The organism is Stenotrophomonas sp. YJH_SMC_17 (assembly GCF_059371655.1).
In genome coordinates, this window is record NZ_JCAFUU010000005.1 from 177606 (window position 1) to 193810 (window position 16205).

A 16205-nucleotide genomic window follows, 5' to 3' on the forward strand; every position below is an offset into this window, starting at 1 on the left:
CGTCCCCCTCTCCCACGGACGCGGCGGCCATGCCGATCCATCGGTCGCACCGGCCGCAGGCCGCCAAACCCCGGGCACGTCGCGCAGCCGTACAATGTGCGCATGCCCGATCTGCTCAAGACCCTGTTCCTTTCCATCGTCGCCCTGATCGGCGGCGTGCTGTCGCTTGCGCTGGTCAGCAGCGTCGCCAGCTGGCTGCCGCCGCTGGTGGGCCTGTCGCCGGACAACAACAGCGTGCAGCTGGGGTGGGACCTGGCCTTCAGCGTGCTCGGTGGCGTCGCCGGCATTTCCTTCGCCACCTACTACGCGCCCTGCTGGCCGCGCTCGCATGGTTTTTCGATCTGGTCGCTGATCGCGCTGGGCTGCGGCTATGCGGTGTGGACCGCGGGCGCGGATTTCCCGCTCTGGTTCGTCATTTCGCTGCTGGCATCGCTGCCGTTGCAGCTGCTGGTCGGCTGGTGGTTCGGCCGCCGAGCCTCGCGCGACGCAAGGTAACGCCGCTCCTGTAGAGCCGAGCCCCTGCTCGGCTGCCTGTGCCGATGTGCATGCAAGCCGGGCATGGGCTCGGCTCTACAGGTCCGTGCGCGGCAGCGTCTGCTTCAAGCGCTCGATGCCGTGCCACGGGTTTCCCTTCAGCCGCTGCGCCCGCGCCAGTGCCTTGGCCATCGGAAACGCGTCAGCCGCGCTGACGCGTGCCAGTTCTTCCCAGCGCAGCGGCACTGCCACACCGGCCGAATCGCGCGCGCGCAGCGACCACGAGCACACGCTGGTGGCGCCGCGGGTGTTGCGCAGCCAGTCGATGAAGATCACGCCATCACGCTTGGCCTTGCTCATCGTCGCCACATAGCGGTCCGGTTGTTCCTGCGCCATTGCCTGGGCAAAGGCCTCGCAGAACGCCTTGGCCTGTTCCCAATCGGCCTTCGGCTGCAGCGGCACCACCACGTGCAGTCCCTTGCCACCGGACAACCGCACGAAGCTTTCCAGTCCCACCTGCTGCAGGCGATCACGCACATCGCGAGCGCCCTTTTTTACCTGTGCCCAGCTGACGCCTTCACCAGGATCGAGATCGAACACCAGGCGGTCCGGATGCTCGGGGTCGGCCACGGCGGCTCCCCACGGATGCAGTTCCAGGGTGTTCATCTGTACCAGTTGCAGCAGGCCCCGCACATCCTCGATGTAGACATAGTCCTCGCGACCGCTCTTCTGCTGCAGGGGCACCGCATGTACCGCATCACCGAGGCCGGGCCCATGGTGCTTCTGGAAGAAGCAGGCCTTGCCCACGCCATCCGGGCAACGCAGCAATGACAGTGGCCGGCCGGCAATCTCGGTCAGGATCCAGCGTGCCATCTGCCGGTAGTAGTCCGCCACGTCTCCCTTGCTGAGCTTCTGCTTTGGAAACACCACCCGCTCCGGATGCGTGATCTGGACCTCGCTCGCGCTTTCTGGCTTCGATGCAACCACGTCCAGATCCTCCTTCTGCTTGTCGCTGCGCAGCCGCTTGAAGCTGGCCTGGCGCAGCAGGCCTTCCTTGCCCCAGCCACGGAAGGCAACTTCGGCCACCACCACCGGTTTGACCCAGCGAACGCTGGCGGCGCGGAACGGCACGTGGGCCGGCAGTTCCACTACCGGCGCCTTCACCGCCAATGACGCCAGCGCGGTGCTCAGTGCCTTCAAGCCTTCATCATCAAAGCCGGTGCCCACCCGGCCCACGTAGCGCAGGCCGCCGGCACCAGGCGTGGCCAGCAGCAACGAGCCGAAGCCGACCCGGCTGCCTTTGGGCGCGGTGTGGCCAACGATGACGAACTCGTCGCTGTCTTCGTGCTTCACCTTCACCCAACTGTGCGCGCGGGTGTTCACGTAGGGCGCATCGACCTGCTTGCTGACGATGCCTTCATAGCCGGCGTCGCCGCTGGCGGCAAACACCGCCGGGCCGTGGTCCAGCACGTGATCGCTGAAGGCCAGCGTACCCGGCGACGGACCGATCAGGTCCTTCAGCAGGGCTTTGCGCTGGACCAGCGGTGTGCGGCTGATGTCCACGCCGGCCACCCCGGGCAGGTCGAACACGATGTAGCGCAGCGGCTGTTTCGAGCTGCCATCAATGACCCGCTGTAGAGCGGTGAAGTCACTGCGCCCCTGTGCATCCAGCACCACCAGTTCGCCATCCAGTCGTGCGTCGCGCACTGGCAGCGCGCGCACGGCCTCGGCGACTTCAGGGAAGTCGCGGGTCCAGTCCAGGCCGTTGCGGGAGCGCAGCTTCACCTCGCCCTCGTGCAGGTCGGCCAGCAGCCGATAGCCATCCCACTTGATCTCATGCAGCCACCCGTCGCCGTCAGGTGCGGCACCGCGATGATGGGTCAGTTGCGGCTTGAAGCCGCGAGGATAGGGATGGTCACGTGCACCCGCCAGTTTCATCGCGCGCGCATGCCAGCGCGCATCCGCCTTGCGCGGGCCGGACCGTGCGGCCTTTTTCGCCGGCGCTCGCCCCGTGCTGCGTACCTGCATGGCTCCCTCCGCCAGATCGTCCGCTTCTGCGTCACGTGCCTCGGCGTCGTCGCGCTTGATCAGCAGCCATTGCACCTGCCGCCCCTTCATCGCCGTGCGCACCAGCTTCCAGCCCCCGCGGAGCCGCTGCCCGTGCAGGACGAAATCGATCTTGCCCTCGGCCAGCGCCTGCAGCGGATCGCACTCGCAGGCCCAGCTGCCATGGTCAAACACCTGCACGTGTCCGGCACCATAGTGGCCTTCAGGAATATCGCCTTCGAACGCGGCGTAGGACAGCGGATGGTCTTCCACTTCCACCGCCAGCCGCTTCTCACCCACGCGCAGCGAGGGGCCTTTGGGCACCGCCCAGCTCTTCAGCACACCGTCCATCTCGAGCCGGAAGTCGTAGTGGCGCGAGCTGGCATGGTGCAGCTGGATGACGAAGGTCGGCCGTCGCTTCGGGTCACCGGGGGCGGGAGTGTCGTCGGGCTCCGGCGTCTGCCCCGCGCCACCGCCGAGGCGGCGTTTGCGACGGTACTGGTGCAGCGACATGGTTCAACCTGCCTTGCGCCGGGTGGTTTTCTTCACGGCCTTTTTGGCGGTCTTCTTCCCAGCCTTCTTCGCCGGTGCCTTGCGCGCTGCCGCCTTCTTCGCCGGCGTTCGCTTGTTCGCATCCAGGCTCTTCTGCAGCAGTGCCATGAAGTCGACCACATTGGTAGTGGCGTCCTCGCGCGGTGCCGGCTCATCGTCCACCCGCGTGGTGCCGCCCTTGGACTTGATGCGCTTGTTCAACACCTGCTGCAGGCGCTCGCGGAACTCATCGTGGTAGTGCGACGGGTCCCACTCACCGGACATCGACTCGATCAACTGTTCGGCCATCGCCGTTTCCTTGCTGGTGATGCGGTAGTCGGACAGCTTGCCGGTGGGCAGCTTGTAGTCCTCGGGATCCACCAGTTCCTGCGGATAGCGCAGGATCATCAACACCAGCGCGTCCTCATGCGGCATCACCGCGCACAGGTATTCGCGCGTGCGCACCACCACCCGCGCGATGCCCACCTTGCCGGTGCTGCGCAGCGTCTCGCGCAGCAGCACGTAGCCCTTTTCGGCCTTCTTGCCAGGCACCAGCAGATACGGCTTCTCGTAATAGCGCGGGTCGATCTGCGCCGCGTCCACGAACGATTCCACTTCCACCGCCTCGTGGCTTTCCGGTGCCGCCGAACGAATGTCGCCTTCCTCCAGCACGACATAGCTGCCCTTGTCGTACTCGTAGGCCTTGACGATGTCCTTCCAGGGCACTTCCTCGCCGGTATCGGCGTTGACCCGCTCGAAGCGGATCGGTTTGCGATCGCGGGAGTCGAGCATGCGGAACTGCAGATCGACTTTGCGCTCACCGGACATCAGTGACACCGGCACATTGAGCAGTCCGAACGACAGCGTGCCGGTCCAGATCGGGCGGGCCATGGTCGCACCTTTGATGAGGCAGGGTGCCCAGCGTGGGCCGAAGCGCGTCAACCACCTGTGTCGATGCCGTGCAGGTCAGGTCGCGCCCGCCAGGCCGTAGCGCCGAGCCCACGCTCGGCTGCTCACCTGCACTTTGCTACTGCAGCAGCGGCCTCACCGCCGCCGCCGGGATGTGGTCCAGCGCGCGCCAGGCATCTTCCACTACCGGACGCGCCTGCGACCAGCCCAGCCTTGACTGTCCGCGCATCTGTTCCCAATGCTCGGCCAGTTCCTCGCAGGTATCGGCGGCATCGCCTCGCGGCCAGTCGGCGGCGTGGGTGGTCAGCGCAAAGGCATAGACCGGGCACAGATCACGCCAGTTGCGGTGGCCTGACCCTCGACGCTCCTCGTAATCGCTGAGCATGTACTGCAGGTAGTCCTGCGCCACCGCCTGCGGGTCCTCATGGCGACGCGTGCGGCGTTGCGCGGTGCGCTGGCCAAGCGGATCGAGCAGGGCGTTGAACACGGACGGTGCGGGTCGTTCAAGACGGGGCATGGCCGGCTCCTGCAGCGGGGGCGGGTGGGCAGGAATACGCGCGGTGCCGTTACTGGGGGGTGAGCGAGATGTTCATGACGCCAGGTTCGCGGCGGCTTTACCTTGCTGGCGGTGTAGTGGGGCCCCCCGAGCGCAGGTAGCCAGACCATGAGCCGAGACACCTCCCGAGACCCGCTGCGGGAAAACCACCCGCCCATTCCCGGCGAACAGCGCGGCAAGCGCGATGCCGACAACGCCGACTACCGCGGCACCGGTGCGCCGTTCTTCGATGCCGCGCAGGGCAACGAACACCTGCCGGTGAAGCACCAGGCTGAACAGGCGGCCCAGGACCGCAAGGACGGGGGCGATCGCCATCGCGGCGGCCAGGAAAGCCCGCTCAAGCGCCGCGAACGCAAGCAGCGCGCCAGTGACAACCAGGACGAGGCGTTGGAGGAGACCTTCCCGGCCAGCGACCCGACCTCGCCGTTCGTGCCAGCCAAGGCCCCCGATTGACGGTGGCGGCGGGCCATGCCCGGCGAGCGCAGCGGTCCCGCGCTAGCGCCACGACCACTGCACACCCACGCTGGCCCGCCGCCCCGGCCCGGGCTCGTAGTAGCGCCCATTGCCATCGTTGACGATCACCGAGCCGATATAAGCCTGGTCCAGCAGGTTCTCCAGCCGCGCGAAGGCACGCAGCTCACCACCGGGCAGGGTCCAGCGGCGCCCACCTTCCACGTGCAGCAGGGCGTAGCCCGGCGCGCGCTCCGTGGCCAGATCGTTGACCACGGTATCGCTGCCAGCCGTCGCCTCCAGCGCCCACTGCCAGTCGTCCGGGCTCCACTGCAGGCGAGCGAAGGCCTGCTGGCGCGGCACACCCGGCAAGCGGCTGCCCGCCGCCACCACGTTGTTCGAGGTCAGGTAAGGCGAGCGCACCTGCGCCTGCAGCCAAGTCCAGGCCAGCTGCAGTTCCAGCTGCTCGGCCAGTGGCTGGCGATACTGCAGTTCCACGCCCTGGCGGCGGGTGCGGCCAATATTGCGGTAGGTGCTGCGTCCGCCGGTATTGCTGGCAACGGCCAGCTCATCGTCGGTATCTGCACGGAACAGGCTGATATCGAGCTGGGTTCCGTCCTGCGCATGCCATTTGCTGCCGACCTCCATGCTGCGGCTGCGCGCGGCGGCCAGATCCAGTGCCAGCCCGGCCTGGCCGTCGGCGCGGTAGCCCAGCTCGTTGAAGGTGGGGGTCTCGAAACCACGTCCCACCGCCGCGTGCAGCCGCCACTGCGGGCTTGCCTCGAAGCTGACCCCGGCCACCGGCGTGGTGGCCTGGTAGCGGCGGCGGCCACTGTCGTCGGGGTTGCTGGCGGTGATGTAGCGGTCGTCCGATTCGAAGCGAACGCTGCTGTGGCGCACGCCCGCCAGCAGTGACCAGCGCGGGCTCCACTGCCACCACGCCTGGGCGAACTGATCGACGTTCTGCACGGTGTCGATCTGGTCTCTGCGCAGGCGCCCACGTACGCCCAGCGTGCTGCCGATGAAGTTCTCGTAGCCGGTCCGATGCTGGCGCTGGCGGTCGGCACTGAGCCCGGCCACCAGGTCCAGCGGCCGCCCGGCAAGATCGCCGTGCCAGCCCCAGCGCGCGTCCAGACCGCCATAGCCGCCCTCCAGATCGATCACCCCGCCGGCATGCAGAGGGTTGGCCTGGGCGGTCGGCGGGACCGGCAGGTACTGGCGTACCGCGCGCTGGCCGGCGTAGCCCATCAACTGCCAGCGCTGCGCCCCGGCCTCGCGGGTCCAGCGCAGGCCGGCCTGCTGCTGGCGCACCGATTTGCGCGTGTTGTACTGGCCTGCGACCGCCGTGGCCTGGCGTGGGTCGGCGGCCACCTGCGCACGGGTCAGGCCCAGCGGGTCCTGTGCATCAGGGGCATCCAGCGCATTGAGCAGCAGCTCCAGCCGGCCGCCGCCCAGCTCACCGCCGATGCGCGCATTGAGCGATTCACGGCGGGCCCGGCTGTGGTCACGCCAGCCGTCGGTGCGGAAGTGGTTGGCGGCGATGTTGTAGTCCAGCCCGTGACTGGCCCCCTTCAACTGCGCACCGACGCTGAGCGTGTTGTCGGCACCGGCATTCACGCGCAACCGCCAGGGGTCGCCGGCCTGGCCCTGCGCGCTCCAGACCTGCAGCACGCCGCCGGAGGAATTGCCATACAGCGCCGAGAACGGCCCGCGCAGCACGTCGATGCGCTCGGCACCGAGCAGGCTGGCGTGCGACAGCTGGCCCTGGCCGTCAGGCATGGTGGCCGGTACGCCGTCGATCAGCACCCGCACACCGCGCACGCCGAAGGTGGAGCGCGCGCCGAAGCCACGGATCGACAACTGGGTGTCCTGGGCGAAGTTCTGCCGATCGCGCGCCAACAGCCCCGGCACCCCGGCCAGCGCCTCGGACAGCTGCGCGCCCGCGCCGGCGCGGCCGGCATCGATCCAGACCGTGTCCTGGCTGGACGGCAACGCGAACGGGTCGATGCCCGGCACCCGTGCAGCCTGTACCTGCACCGCCGGCAGGGCGGTGGGCGCAGGGTCGGCCAACGCCGCCAAGGGCGACAGCAGCAGGGCTGAAAGCGACAGGCTACGGCGGCGTGTAGCGGTTTTCATGATTCAGGTTGATGGATCCGGCGGCAACGCACGCCATGGTACGGGGCCACGGATGACGATGGCGGCGGCCAGCCCAGGCAGGCTTTGTTACGATGGGCTGTTTCCGGCCGAAAAGCCGCGAACCGCGTGGCGCAATTCCTCCCCCCTTTCCGTCTACCGAACGAGTACCGCCGTGTCCTTCTTTGCAAACGTGGAACTGGTCCCAGGCGACCCGATCCTGGGCCTGACCGAGGCGTACAACGCCGACAGCCGCCCGACCAAGGTCAACCTGGGTGTGGGCATCTACTACGACGAGAGCGGCCGCATTCCGCTGCTGCGCGCCGTCAAGCAGATCGAGCAGCAGCTCGCCGCTGAAGCCAAACCGCGCGGCTACCTGCCGATCGATGGCCTGCCGGCGTACACGCAGGCCACGCGTGAGCTGGTGTTCGGCAAGGACTCGCCGCTGCTGGCCGCCGGCCGCGTCACCACCGCACAGACCGTCGGTGGCAGCGGTGCACTGCGCGTCGGCGCCGACGTGCTGAAGAAGCTGCTGCCGCACGCCACCGTCGCGCTGAGCAACCCGAGCTGGGAAAACCACCGCGCGGTGTTCAGTGCGGCCGGCTTCGAGGTGGTGGAGTACACCTACTTCGACCCGACCACCCATGGCGTCAACTTCGATGCCCTGCTGGCCGACCTGGGCAAGCTGGAAGCAGGCACCGTGGTGCTGCTGCACGCCTGCTGCCACAACCCCACCGGCGCCGACCTCACCGTAAGCCAGTGGAAGCAGGTCGCGCAGCTGCTGAAGGACAAGCAGCTGTTCCCCTTCATCGACATGGCCTACCAGGGCTTCGACAAGGGCATCGAGCAGGACGGCGCCGCGGTGCGCATCATCGCCGAAGCCGGCATCGACAGCTTCATCGTCGCCAACTCGTACTCCAAGTCGTTCTCGCTGTACGGCGAGCGCGTGGGTGCGCTGTCGATGGTGGCGCCGACCGCCGCTGACGCCAAGGCCGTGCAGTCGCAGGTCAAGCGCGTGATCCGCACCATCTACTCCAGCCCATCCACCCACGGTGCCGCGCTGGTGGCCGGCGTGCTGACCAACCCGGAACTGCGCGCGATGTGGGAGCAGGAGCTGACCGAGATGCGCGAGCGCATCCACGCCCTGCGCCAGGGCCTGGTCGAGAAACTGGCCGCGGCCGGTGCGCCGCAGTTCGGTTTCATCAACGAACAGGCCGGCATGTTCTCCTACTCCGGCCTGAGCCGTGAGCAGGTCGAGCGCCTGCGCGACGAGTTCGGCATCTACGCCGTCGGCACCGGCCGCATCTGCGTGGCCGCGCTGAACCAGAACAACCTGGAATACGTCGCCAAGGCCGTGGCCACCGTCGCCAAGGGCTGAAGCAAGGCTGCACGGGTTTGAGAGCAAAGGCGCCGGAAGGCGCCTTTGTTTTTTGCTCCTGCTTTGCCTTTGCCACACCCTCCGCGCTCGCCGCGAACCCTGAAGCGCAGGGCGAGGTACACCGTGGCCAGGACCGTGAGGCGCATGGATGCGCCGACCGAGCCCCCATGGATGGGTTTACGGCGTGTCCTGGCCACGGTGTACCTCGCCCTGTGCCTCCATGAAGGAAGGCGCCACGAGCGCAACGCATCTGGAAACGATTACGCCTTCCCGCGCTCACGCACGGCCCCGGCATACGGGCGACAATAGGCGTTTTCCCGCTGCCGAGACCTGCCCGACCATGTCCCGTACTTCGTTGACCCGCTTCCTGATCCAGGAACAGCACGCCGGCCGCATCAATGCCGACCTGCGCCAGCTGATCGCGGTCGTCGCCCGCGCCTGCACCAGCATCTCCATTGCCGTCAGCAAGGGCGCCCTCGGTGGCGTGCTCGGTGACGCCGGTACCGGCAACGTGCAGGGTGAAGCGCAGAAGAAGCTGGACGTCATCAGCAACGAGATCCTGCTCGAAGCCAACGCCTGGGGTGGCCACCTCGCCGCCTGCGCCTCGGAGGAAATGGACCACAGCCAGCCGGTGCCGGACATCTACCCGCGCGGTGATTTCCTGCTGCTGTTCGATCCCCTCGATGGCAGCTCCAACATCGACGTCAACGTCTCGGTCGGCACCATCTTCTCGGTGCTGCGCTGCCCGACCAACGTGGAACTTCCGGGCGATGACGCGTTCCTGCAGCCGGGCAGCAAGCAGATCGCCGCCGGCTACTGCATCTACGGTCCCAGCACCCAGCTGGTGCTGACCGTCGGCCACGGTACGCACGCCTTCACCCTGGACCGCGAGAAGGGCGAGTTCGTGCTGACCACCGAGAACATGCAGATTCCGGCGGCCACCCAGGAATTCGCCATCAACATGTCCAACCAGCGCCATTGGGAAGCGCCGATGCAGGCGTATGTCGGCGACCTGCTGGCCGGCAAGGAAGGCACGCGCGGCAAGAACTTCAACATGCGCTGGATCGCCAGCATGGTGGCCGACGTGCATCGCATTCTGACCCGCGGCGGCATCTTCATCTACCCGTGGGACAAGAAGGATCCGTCCAAGGCCGGCAAGCTGCGCCTGATGTACGAAGCCAACCCGATGGGCCTGGTGGTCGAGCAGGCCGGCGGCGCCGCCTGGACCGGTCGCGAGCGCATCCTCGACATCCAGCCCGACCAGCTGCACCAGCGCGTGCCGGTGTTCCTCGGTTCGCGCGAGGAAGTGGCCGAAGCCGTGCGCTACCACCACGCGCACGACGCCGCACAGGCCTGATAGGCATTGCCCTACAGCGGTCATGGCAGATCGATGACATGACCATGGGGTGACACCGAGGGCGGCAAACGGCACCATCAAGCCGTTGCCGCTTAAGGAATGCACGCATGCACGAGCAGGGCCCGGTCGATTTCATCGAAGTCATCCACAATGCGGTCCCCAATGAGGTCTGCGCGGCGATCGTCGAACGCATGCGCGCTGCACAGGGCCTGCGACCGGGTGCGGTAGGCAGCGGTGTGTTCCCGGAACTCAAGCACAGCAAGGATCTGCGCATCAGCGGCCTGGACGGCTGGCAGGATGTGGATCATCAGTTGCAGCACGCAGTGTTCAACGGCCTGCTGACTTATCTACGCCGTTATCCACAGGCGTTGATCGCACCGCTGATGTTGCAGATCCAGGACAGCGACGGCCAACCGCGACGCCTGTCTGCCGAGGACTTCCCCGACATGTCACAGGAGCAGCTGGGCGATCTGGCCCGCACCTGCCTGCGTCCGGGCGCGATCAACCTGCAGTGGTATGCGGCGGGCGAGGGCGGTTACCCGTACTGGCACTGCGAGCTGTACCCGAAGGATCCGCAGGCCGAGACCCTGCACCGGCATGTGCTGTGGACGCTGTACCTCAACGACGGATTCGAGGAAGGCGAAACCGAGTTCCTGTTTCAGGGGCGGAAGATCGCACCACGCACCGGCAGTTTGTTGATCGCCCCGACGGCGTTTACCCACACCCATCGTGGCAACCGGCCGCAGGGCGGTGACAAGTTCATCGCAACGAGCTGGATCCTGTTCCAGAGTGCGCAGAAGTTGTTCGGGGGGTAAAGGTCGAGCGTGCTCGACGCTATCGCGTGCTCGACTTCGTTCCACTTTCAGTCGAGCAATCTCTACCGTGGGCGACGGCGATAGAGAATCGTGCCCGCCGCTACACCGAACACCGCCACACCGAAGCCAACGAGCTCTTCTTCTCCAAGCGCGTCGCCCGACATCAGCTTGCCGGCCGTCAGCAGCAGAACGTTCAATGGAAGCATCCACAGGAACGCGATGCCAAGCCAGTAGATAATCTTCATGTCATGTGCTCATGGGTCCGGATACATCGACTTGAAGTTGCTGTGTACAGATTGATGCCGCTTGGTCATCTCGTGGGCCCAAAGGTTCGCCAGAGATTTCCGTCGCCGCCTTGCCAGGCACTGAGCTTCTCGACAGGGATTTCCTTGAGTTGACAGGTGAACTGGAGATAGAAGGAACGGTCTTCCTTTCGATAACTGTTCCACCCGACAGACGTCACTTTGACCTCCATCCGACCATCGCGCTCGTGCGGCTGATCTAGTTCGACGTTCACGGAATCGGCCAACCAATAGTCTCCCTTGTGCGCAAAGCCCGCACCGCCACTGGCCAAGCGCGCATCCACTACCTCCGGCATTCCTTCGGACGAGGGCGAGTATCGCTTCAGGCTCCCGGTGATCTTGGTGAACTGCTGGGAATCGATCACGCCCGGCGACTCCGAGAAGAGCCGCAGCAGAAGCAGTGTGTCCGTGCCCTTGCTCACCCACTGACCGGTATTTGCCGTCCAGAGATGTTGCTCGAACTCGTCCAGGTCGGCTGGCATATCAGTGGCAATCGACGCCTGCGGAACGACGATGCATTCGTGGATGGCGCTTGCCTGAACCTGCAGGGTCGCAAGGGAGAAAAGGAGAGCGATGGCCGGAAGAAAACGCAGGCGTTTCATCATGCAGACACCGTTGATTCGACTTCAATCACGTGGGCGATTGGCAGGATGTGCCTGATCGAAAGGGGATGCGTCGGGATCAAATGCTCCCGTCCATGCATTGAGGTCGTGCATCTGCAGGGGCGAGGCTTTCAGGCGCTCTGATAGCTCGGTCGGTGCGTCACATTCACCGCGCCATTGCAGTGGGCTTGCGGAGCGGAGCGTTGCATCGACCAGGAGCTCGATGCCGGAGTCACCGGCGGAAACCACGGTAATCTGCCCTGCGACCGGCACTGCGTAGCAGCCCGTCTTTCCGGCAAATGCGCTGGATCCACTGCTATGAAACAGCCGTACGCGATCGTCGGAGACAGCGAACCGGTCACCTGCTTTCGCATCGGCGGGGAGCTGGATCGTGAGTTTGCTGAAGGTGGAACGGTCAGTCCTCCACGACGAGCGGAATCGTCTCAGCCCAATCACACGGCTGTTGCCGACAACGATCTGGTGACAGGCAAAGAGCCGCTGGCGTGGCTCGACCGTAAGGCAGGCGGGGTCGCGGATGGCAGCGTCTTCAACGAAAAACGCACGGGCAGCCTCTGCATCGGCACCACAGAAGTACAGAAACGCACCACAGCTGAAAGCCGATAGCCGCTTCACGGGCGAACCGATTCATCGTAAAGCGAACGGAATTGCACCGTCGCTGATCGTAGGTCATCCATCTGCATCCTTCCCTAGCTTGCAGGCCATCCGGCCAAGTGCAGATTGTTGCCGGTAAGTCGGGCAGCGGTCCAGCGCTCTAGAACAGACTTCCCTGCGGCGAATCCTTCTTCGGCGGCAACGGCTTCTGGAACCGACTGCAATCCAGCTTCGGCCAATGGCTGTTCTGCGCATTGAAACCCAGCCGCTTGCGCGCCAGCTTGAATCGGTTGTTCAGCAGATCCGCATACACGCCCTGGCCCCGCATCCGCGTGCCGAACTGGCTGTCGTAGTCCTTGCCGCCGCGCAGCTGCTGGATGGTGCTCATCACGTGTGCAGCGCGATCGGGATGATGGGTGTCCAGCCAATCGCGGAACAGCGGTGCCACTTCCAGCGGCAGGCGCAGCAGCACATAGCCTGCGGTGCTGGCGCCGGCATCGTGTGCGGCCTCCAGCACGGCTTCCAGTTCGCTGTCGTTGATCCACGGAATCACCGGCGCCACCATTACACCCACCGGAATACCCGCTTCATGCAGACGCTTCATCGCGCGCAGTCGTGCATGCGGCGCCGACGCGCGAGGTTCCAGCTTTGCGGAAAGATGCGGATCCAGCGAGGTCACCGAGAAATGCACGCTGACCAGGTTCTCGGCGGCCAGCGGTGCGAGCAGATCGATATCGCGCTCGACCAGGGCGTTCTTGGTGATCAACGAAAACGGATGCTTGGTTTCCAGCATCACTTCGATCAGCTGGCGGGTCAGCTTGAACTTGCGTTCGATCGGCTGGTACGCGTCGGTGTTGATGCCCAGCGCGATCGGCTGCGGCACGTAACCCGGCTTCGACAGCTCCTTGCGCAGCAGCTGCGGCGCATTGGTCTTGGCAAACAGCTTGGTTTCGAAATCCAGGCCCGGTGACAGGTTCAGATAGGCGTGCGAGGGGCGCGCGAAGCAGTAGGAGCACCCATGCTCGCAACCGCGATACGGATTCACCGACTGGCTGAAGCCGACGTCCGGCGAAGTGTTGCGGCTGATGATGCTGCGCGCGGTCTCGGCACGAACCTCGGTGCGCAGTCGCGGGGCGAGGAATTCCTCGCTCTGATCCACCGCCCAGCCATCGTCCACCGCCTCGCTGACGGTGCTTTCAAAGCGCCCGGCAAGGTGGGACGTGGAACCTCGGCCCTTGATCGCAATACCCATGCCCGCAGGGTACGCCGCGCCTGTCTCAATGACTGCGACGGTCGCCTGAAGGATTCAGGGCGGTGCTGAGCCGAGCATGGGCTCGGCTCTACAGTTCATGCAGAGACCTTGTAGAGCCGAGCCCACGCTCGGCTGCATCCATCGGTCACAGCAGCGCCAGGTAGCCCCGCACCGTGGCATCCAGCCCGTCATACAGCGCCTCGCCGATCAGCGCGTGGCCGATCGACACTTCCAGTACGTCCGGCACGTTCGCCAGGAAGTCACGCAGGTTGTCCTGCGACAGGTCGTGGCCGGCATTGACGCCCAGCCCCACCGCCTGCGCGCGGCGTGCGGCGGTGGCGAACAGCGCCAGCATCGCCTCGGCATCACCGGCGGCGTGCGCTTCGGCGTAGGGGCCGGTGTACAGCTCGATGCGATCGGCGCCGACGTCGGCCGCCTGCTCGAGCAGCGGATTACCGGCGTCGACGAACAGGCTGACCCGGCAACCCATCGCCTTCAGTTCGGCTACCAGTGGTCGCAGCCGCTCGCCATCACGCTCGAAGTCGAAACCATGATCGGACGTGATCTGCACATCGCCATCCGGCACCAGCGTGGCCTGCGCCGGGCGGGTCTGTTCGCACAGCGGCAGCAGCCCGGGGTAGCCCTCGCGCGGCGGCGCGAACGGGTTGCCTTCGATGTTGAATTCGACGCCACGCGCGCGGGTCAGCGTCGACAGCGCCAGCACGTCCTCGGCGGTGATGTGGCGGCGGTCCGGCCGCGGGTGCACGGTGATGCCATGCGCACCGGCATCCAGGCAGGCCTGGGCGGCACGCACCACGTCCGGTTCGGCGCCGCCGCGCGAATTGCGCAGGACGGCGATCTTGTTGACGTTGACGCTGAGCTGGGTCATGGAACGGAACTACTTGGAAAGAGGGGACGGATCGTGATCGTTGGCGTCGTCGTTGCGGCGGGCCTGGGCCTGCTCGCGCAGGCGACGCAGTTCGTCGGCGTCGACCAGGGTGGCCGGATCGCGCTGCAGGTCGCCGAAGCGGGCCACATAGCGGCCGCGCACCCAGGCCAGCAGGAAGGCGAGGGCGGCGACCAGGCCCAGGGTCATGAGCCCCGCGCTGGGGGTCTTCAGGGCGAAGGCGAAGCAGCCCAGCGCCAGCAGCAGGTACAACCAGTACATAGTCGGGCTCCCCGGATGATCGCCGCAGTGTAGCGCTGCGTTACAGCAGCGGCGAGGCCAGCCGGGCGAAGGCCTCGGGCAGGCGATGCAGCCACAGCGAACGGCCGGCCTGGTCGTGGACGCGGGTGGCCCGCTCGAACTCGCCCTGCAGCAGCTCGGCCAGCGCGGCGACGCGGTCACGGTCGCTGATCATCATGGACAGCTCGAAGTTCAGCCGGAAGCTGCGATGGTCGAAGTTGGCGCTGCCGACGATGCAGACATCGTCATCGGCGATGAAGGCCTTGGTATGCAGCATGCGCGGGCCGTACTCGTAGATCTTCACCCCGGCATGCAGCAGTTCGTCGAAGTAGGAGCGCGCGGCCTGGGTGACGAACCAGGAATCGCTCATCTTCGGCACCAGCAGGCGCACGTCCAGGCCGCCCAGCGCGGCCGAGGTCAGCGCCATCCGCGCCGCTTCGCCGGGCACGAAGTAAGGCGTCACCAGCCAGACCCGTTCGTGCGCCTCCTGGATTGCCGCCACGTGCAGGCGGTGGATGGTTTCCCAGCCCGAGTCCGGGCCGGACACCAGCACCTGGGCGTTGATCGGGCCGTCCGCGCGCAACGGCATGTCGGCCGGCCAGAGACGCGCGATGTCGAAGCGCGAGTGGTCCTGCCCGCTGGCGTACAGCCAGTCTTCGGCGAACACCAGCTGCAGGCTGCGCACCACGTGGCCGCGGATGCGCATGTGCAGGTCGCGGTAGGCGTCCGGCTTGCGGCTCTCATCTTCGTCGTCGGTGATGTTGATGCCACCGGTGAAGGCCAGGCGGCCATCGACGATCACCAGCTTGCGGTGGGTACGCAGGTTCAACCATGGGCGCTTGAAGGGCTTCAGCAGTTGCCGCGGATGGAACCAGATGGCCTCGCCGCCTGCGTCCAGCAACGGTTGCAGGAAGCGGCGGGGCATGGCGGAGGATCCCACGGCATCCAGCAGCAGGCGCACCTGCACGCCGGCGCGCGCGCGTTCGACCAGGGCATCGCGCAGCGCGGTGCCGGCGTGGTCCGGATGGAAGATGTAGTACTCCAGGTGCAGATGGTCGCGGGCCTGCGCCACCGCCTCCAGCAGCGCGGCGTAGGTGGCCGCGCCATCGACCAGCCACGTCACTTCGGTGGCACTGCTCGGCGCCAGGCCGGTGGTGGCCTGGGCTATCTTGGCCAGCTCGGTGCAGTCGGCATCGGGCGGGCAGACGTCGCTGTAGTGCTCCATGCCCGAACGCGCACGGCCACGGCGCAGCCGCTGACGCTTCACCTTCTGCGGGCCCAGCAGGTAATAGATGAACAAGCCGAGGTAGGGCAGCAGCGCCAGCGACAGGATCCAGCTCAGCGTGGCCACCGGCTCACGCTTCTGCAGCATGATCCAGCCCACCAGCGCGAACAGGTACAGCAGATAGGCTACCGCCAGGATCGTGCCGAGGTGGGCGATGCCGTCGAGCCAGTGGCGCAGGGAGTCGAAGAGGGCGAGCATCCGCCGATCATAGCGGCGCATGCAACCTGATGGGGTCAGATCCCTTTCCTGCGGGAAAGGGATCTGACCCCGACGAGCCCCGCAGGTACAAAAAAGACGCCCCTGTCTCCAGGGGCGTC

The 16205-nt window shown here is 66.3% G+C and carries 16 protein-coding genes; 6 read left to right on the forward strand and 10 right to left on the reverse strand.

Features of this window, described 5'->3' with window-relative positions; genetic code table 11:
• The first annotated feature begins 102 nt into the window (after positions 1-102).
• On the forward strand, positions 103-495 hold the full coding sequence (locus tag AC5P8Z_RS15205; RefSeq protein WP_286070466.1) for a hypothetical protein: 393 nt from the start codon (positions 103-105) through the stop codon (positions 493-495).
• A 75-nt stretch (positions 496-570) separates the two neighbouring features.
• Here AC5P8Z_RS15205 and ligD read toward each other — a convergent pair whose 3' ends face one another.
• The 3 genes from ligD to AC5P8Z_RS15220 form a co-directional block, all read right to left on the reverse strand.
• The gene (gene ligD, locus AC5P8Z_RS15210; protein ID WP_495229429.1) at positions 571-3033 is read right to left on the reverse strand and encodes a DNA ligase D; all 2463 of its coding nucleotides are present in this window, start codon (positions 3031-3033) and stop codon (positions 571-573) included.
• 3 nt (positions 3034-3036) lie between these two features.
• Positions 3037-3942 (reverse strand): non-homologous end joining protein Ku, encoded by a 906-nt coding sequence (gene ku, locus AC5P8Z_RS15215; RefSeq protein WP_495229430.1) that lies wholly within the window; start codon positions 3940-3942, stop codon positions 3037-3039.
• A gap of 136 nt (positions 3943-4078) precedes the next feature.
• The gene (locus AC5P8Z_RS15220) at positions 4079-4477 is read right to left on the reverse strand and encodes a hypothetical protein (protein ID WP_295571395.1); all 399 of its coding nucleotides are present in this window, start codon (positions 4475-4477) and stop codon (positions 4079-4081) included.
• Between the two features lie 147 nt (positions 4478-4624).
• On the opposite strand from AC5P8Z_RS15220, the gene AC5P8Z_RS15225 reads away from it, so the two are divergent.
• Entirely contained in the window at positions 4625-4969 is a 345-nt protein-coding gene (locus AC5P8Z_RS15225) for a hypothetical protein (RefSeq protein WP_414496262.1), read from the forward strand.
• A gap of 42 nt (positions 4970-5011) precedes the next feature.
• Here AC5P8Z_RS15225 and AC5P8Z_RS15230 read toward each other — a convergent pair whose 3' ends face one another.
• Positions 5012-7102, reverse strand: a complete 2091-nt coding sequence (locus tag AC5P8Z_RS15230) for a TonB-dependent receptor family protein (RefSeq protein WP_495229431.1) — start codon at positions 7100-7102, stop codon at positions 5012-5014.
• A gap of 172 nt (positions 7103-7274) precedes the next feature.
• On the opposite strand from AC5P8Z_RS15230, the gene AC5P8Z_RS15235 reads away from it, so the two are divergent.
• The 3 genes from AC5P8Z_RS15235 to AC5P8Z_RS15245 all read left to right on the forward strand — a co-directional run bounded on the left by AC5P8Z_RS15235 (position 7275) and on the right by AC5P8Z_RS15245 (position 10649).
• Positions 7275-8477, forward strand: coding sequence for an amino acid aminotransferase (locus AC5P8Z_RS15235; protein WP_495229432.1), 1203 nt, complete (start codon positions 7275-7277; stop codon positions 8475-8477).
• A 340-nt stretch (positions 8478-8817) separates the two neighbouring features.
• Entirely contained in the window at positions 8818-9834 is a 1017-nt protein-coding gene (locus AC5P8Z_RS15240) for a class 1 fructose-bisphosphatase (protein ID WP_495229433.1), read from the forward strand.
• A 107-nt stretch (positions 9835-9941) separates the two neighbouring features.
• Positions 9942-10649 (forward strand): 2OG-Fe(II) oxygenase, encoded by a 708-nt coding sequence (locus AC5P8Z_RS15245; RefSeq protein ID WP_286070460.1) that lies wholly within the window; start codon positions 9942-9944, stop codon positions 10647-10649.
• Positions 10650-10711: 62 nt separating this feature from the next.
• Here AC5P8Z_RS15245 and AC5P8Z_RS15250 read toward each other — a convergent pair whose 3' ends face one another.
• Both AC5P8Z_RS15250 and AC5P8Z_RS15255 read right to left on the reverse strand, forming a co-directional pair.
• Positions 10712-10894 carry a hypothetical protein gene (locus AC5P8Z_RS15250; protein ID WP_286070459.1) on the reverse strand — a complete coding sequence of 61 codons (183 nt, stop codon included), beginning with the start codon at positions 10892-10894 and terminating at the stop codon, positions 10712-10714.
• Positions 10895-10959: 65 nt separating this feature from the next.
• A complete protein-coding gene (locus tag AC5P8Z_RS15255; protein ID WP_286070458.1) occupies positions 10960-11553 on the reverse strand; it encodes a hypothetical protein in 594 nt (197 codons plus the stop codon).
• 318 nt (positions 11554-11871) lie between these two features.
• Here AC5P8Z_RS15255 and AC5P8Z_RS15260 point away from each other — a divergent pair, with 318 nt between their 5' ends.
• On the forward strand, positions 11872-12177 hold the full coding sequence (locus AC5P8Z_RS15260) for a hypothetical protein (RefSeq protein WP_286070457.1): 306 nt from the start codon (positions 11872-11874) through the stop codon (positions 12175-12177).
• A 148-nt stretch (positions 12178-12325) separates the two neighbouring features.
• Here the strand turns inward: AC5P8Z_RS15260 and AC5P8Z_RS15265 are convergent, their stop codons facing one another.
• The 4 genes from AC5P8Z_RS15265 to cls form a co-directional block, all read right to left on the reverse strand.
• Positions 12326-13417 (reverse strand): PA0069 family radical SAM protein, encoded by a 1092-nt coding sequence (locus AC5P8Z_RS15265; RefSeq protein ID WP_286070456.1) that lies wholly within the window; start codon positions 13415-13417, stop codon positions 12326-12328.
• A gap of 145 nt (positions 13418-13562) precedes the next feature.
• Complete coding sequence (locus AC5P8Z_RS15270) at positions 13563-14306, reverse strand: pyridoxine 5'-phosphate synthase (protein WP_495229434.1); 744 nt, start codon at positions 14304-14306, stop codon at positions 13563-13565.
• Positions 14307-14315: 9 nt separating this feature from the next.
• Positions 14316-14585: a hypothetical protein gene (locus AC5P8Z_RS15275; RefSeq protein ID WP_295566435.1), complete on the reverse strand. Its 270-nt coding sequence runs from the start codon at positions 14583-14585 to the stop codon at positions 14316-14318.
• A gap of 40 nt (positions 14586-14625) precedes the next feature.
• Complete coding sequence (gene cls, locus AC5P8Z_RS15280) at positions 14626-16086, reverse strand: cardiolipin synthase (protein ID WP_495229435.1); 1461 nt, start codon at positions 16084-16086, stop codon at positions 14626-14628.
• Positions 16087-16205 lie beyond the last annotated feature (119 nt).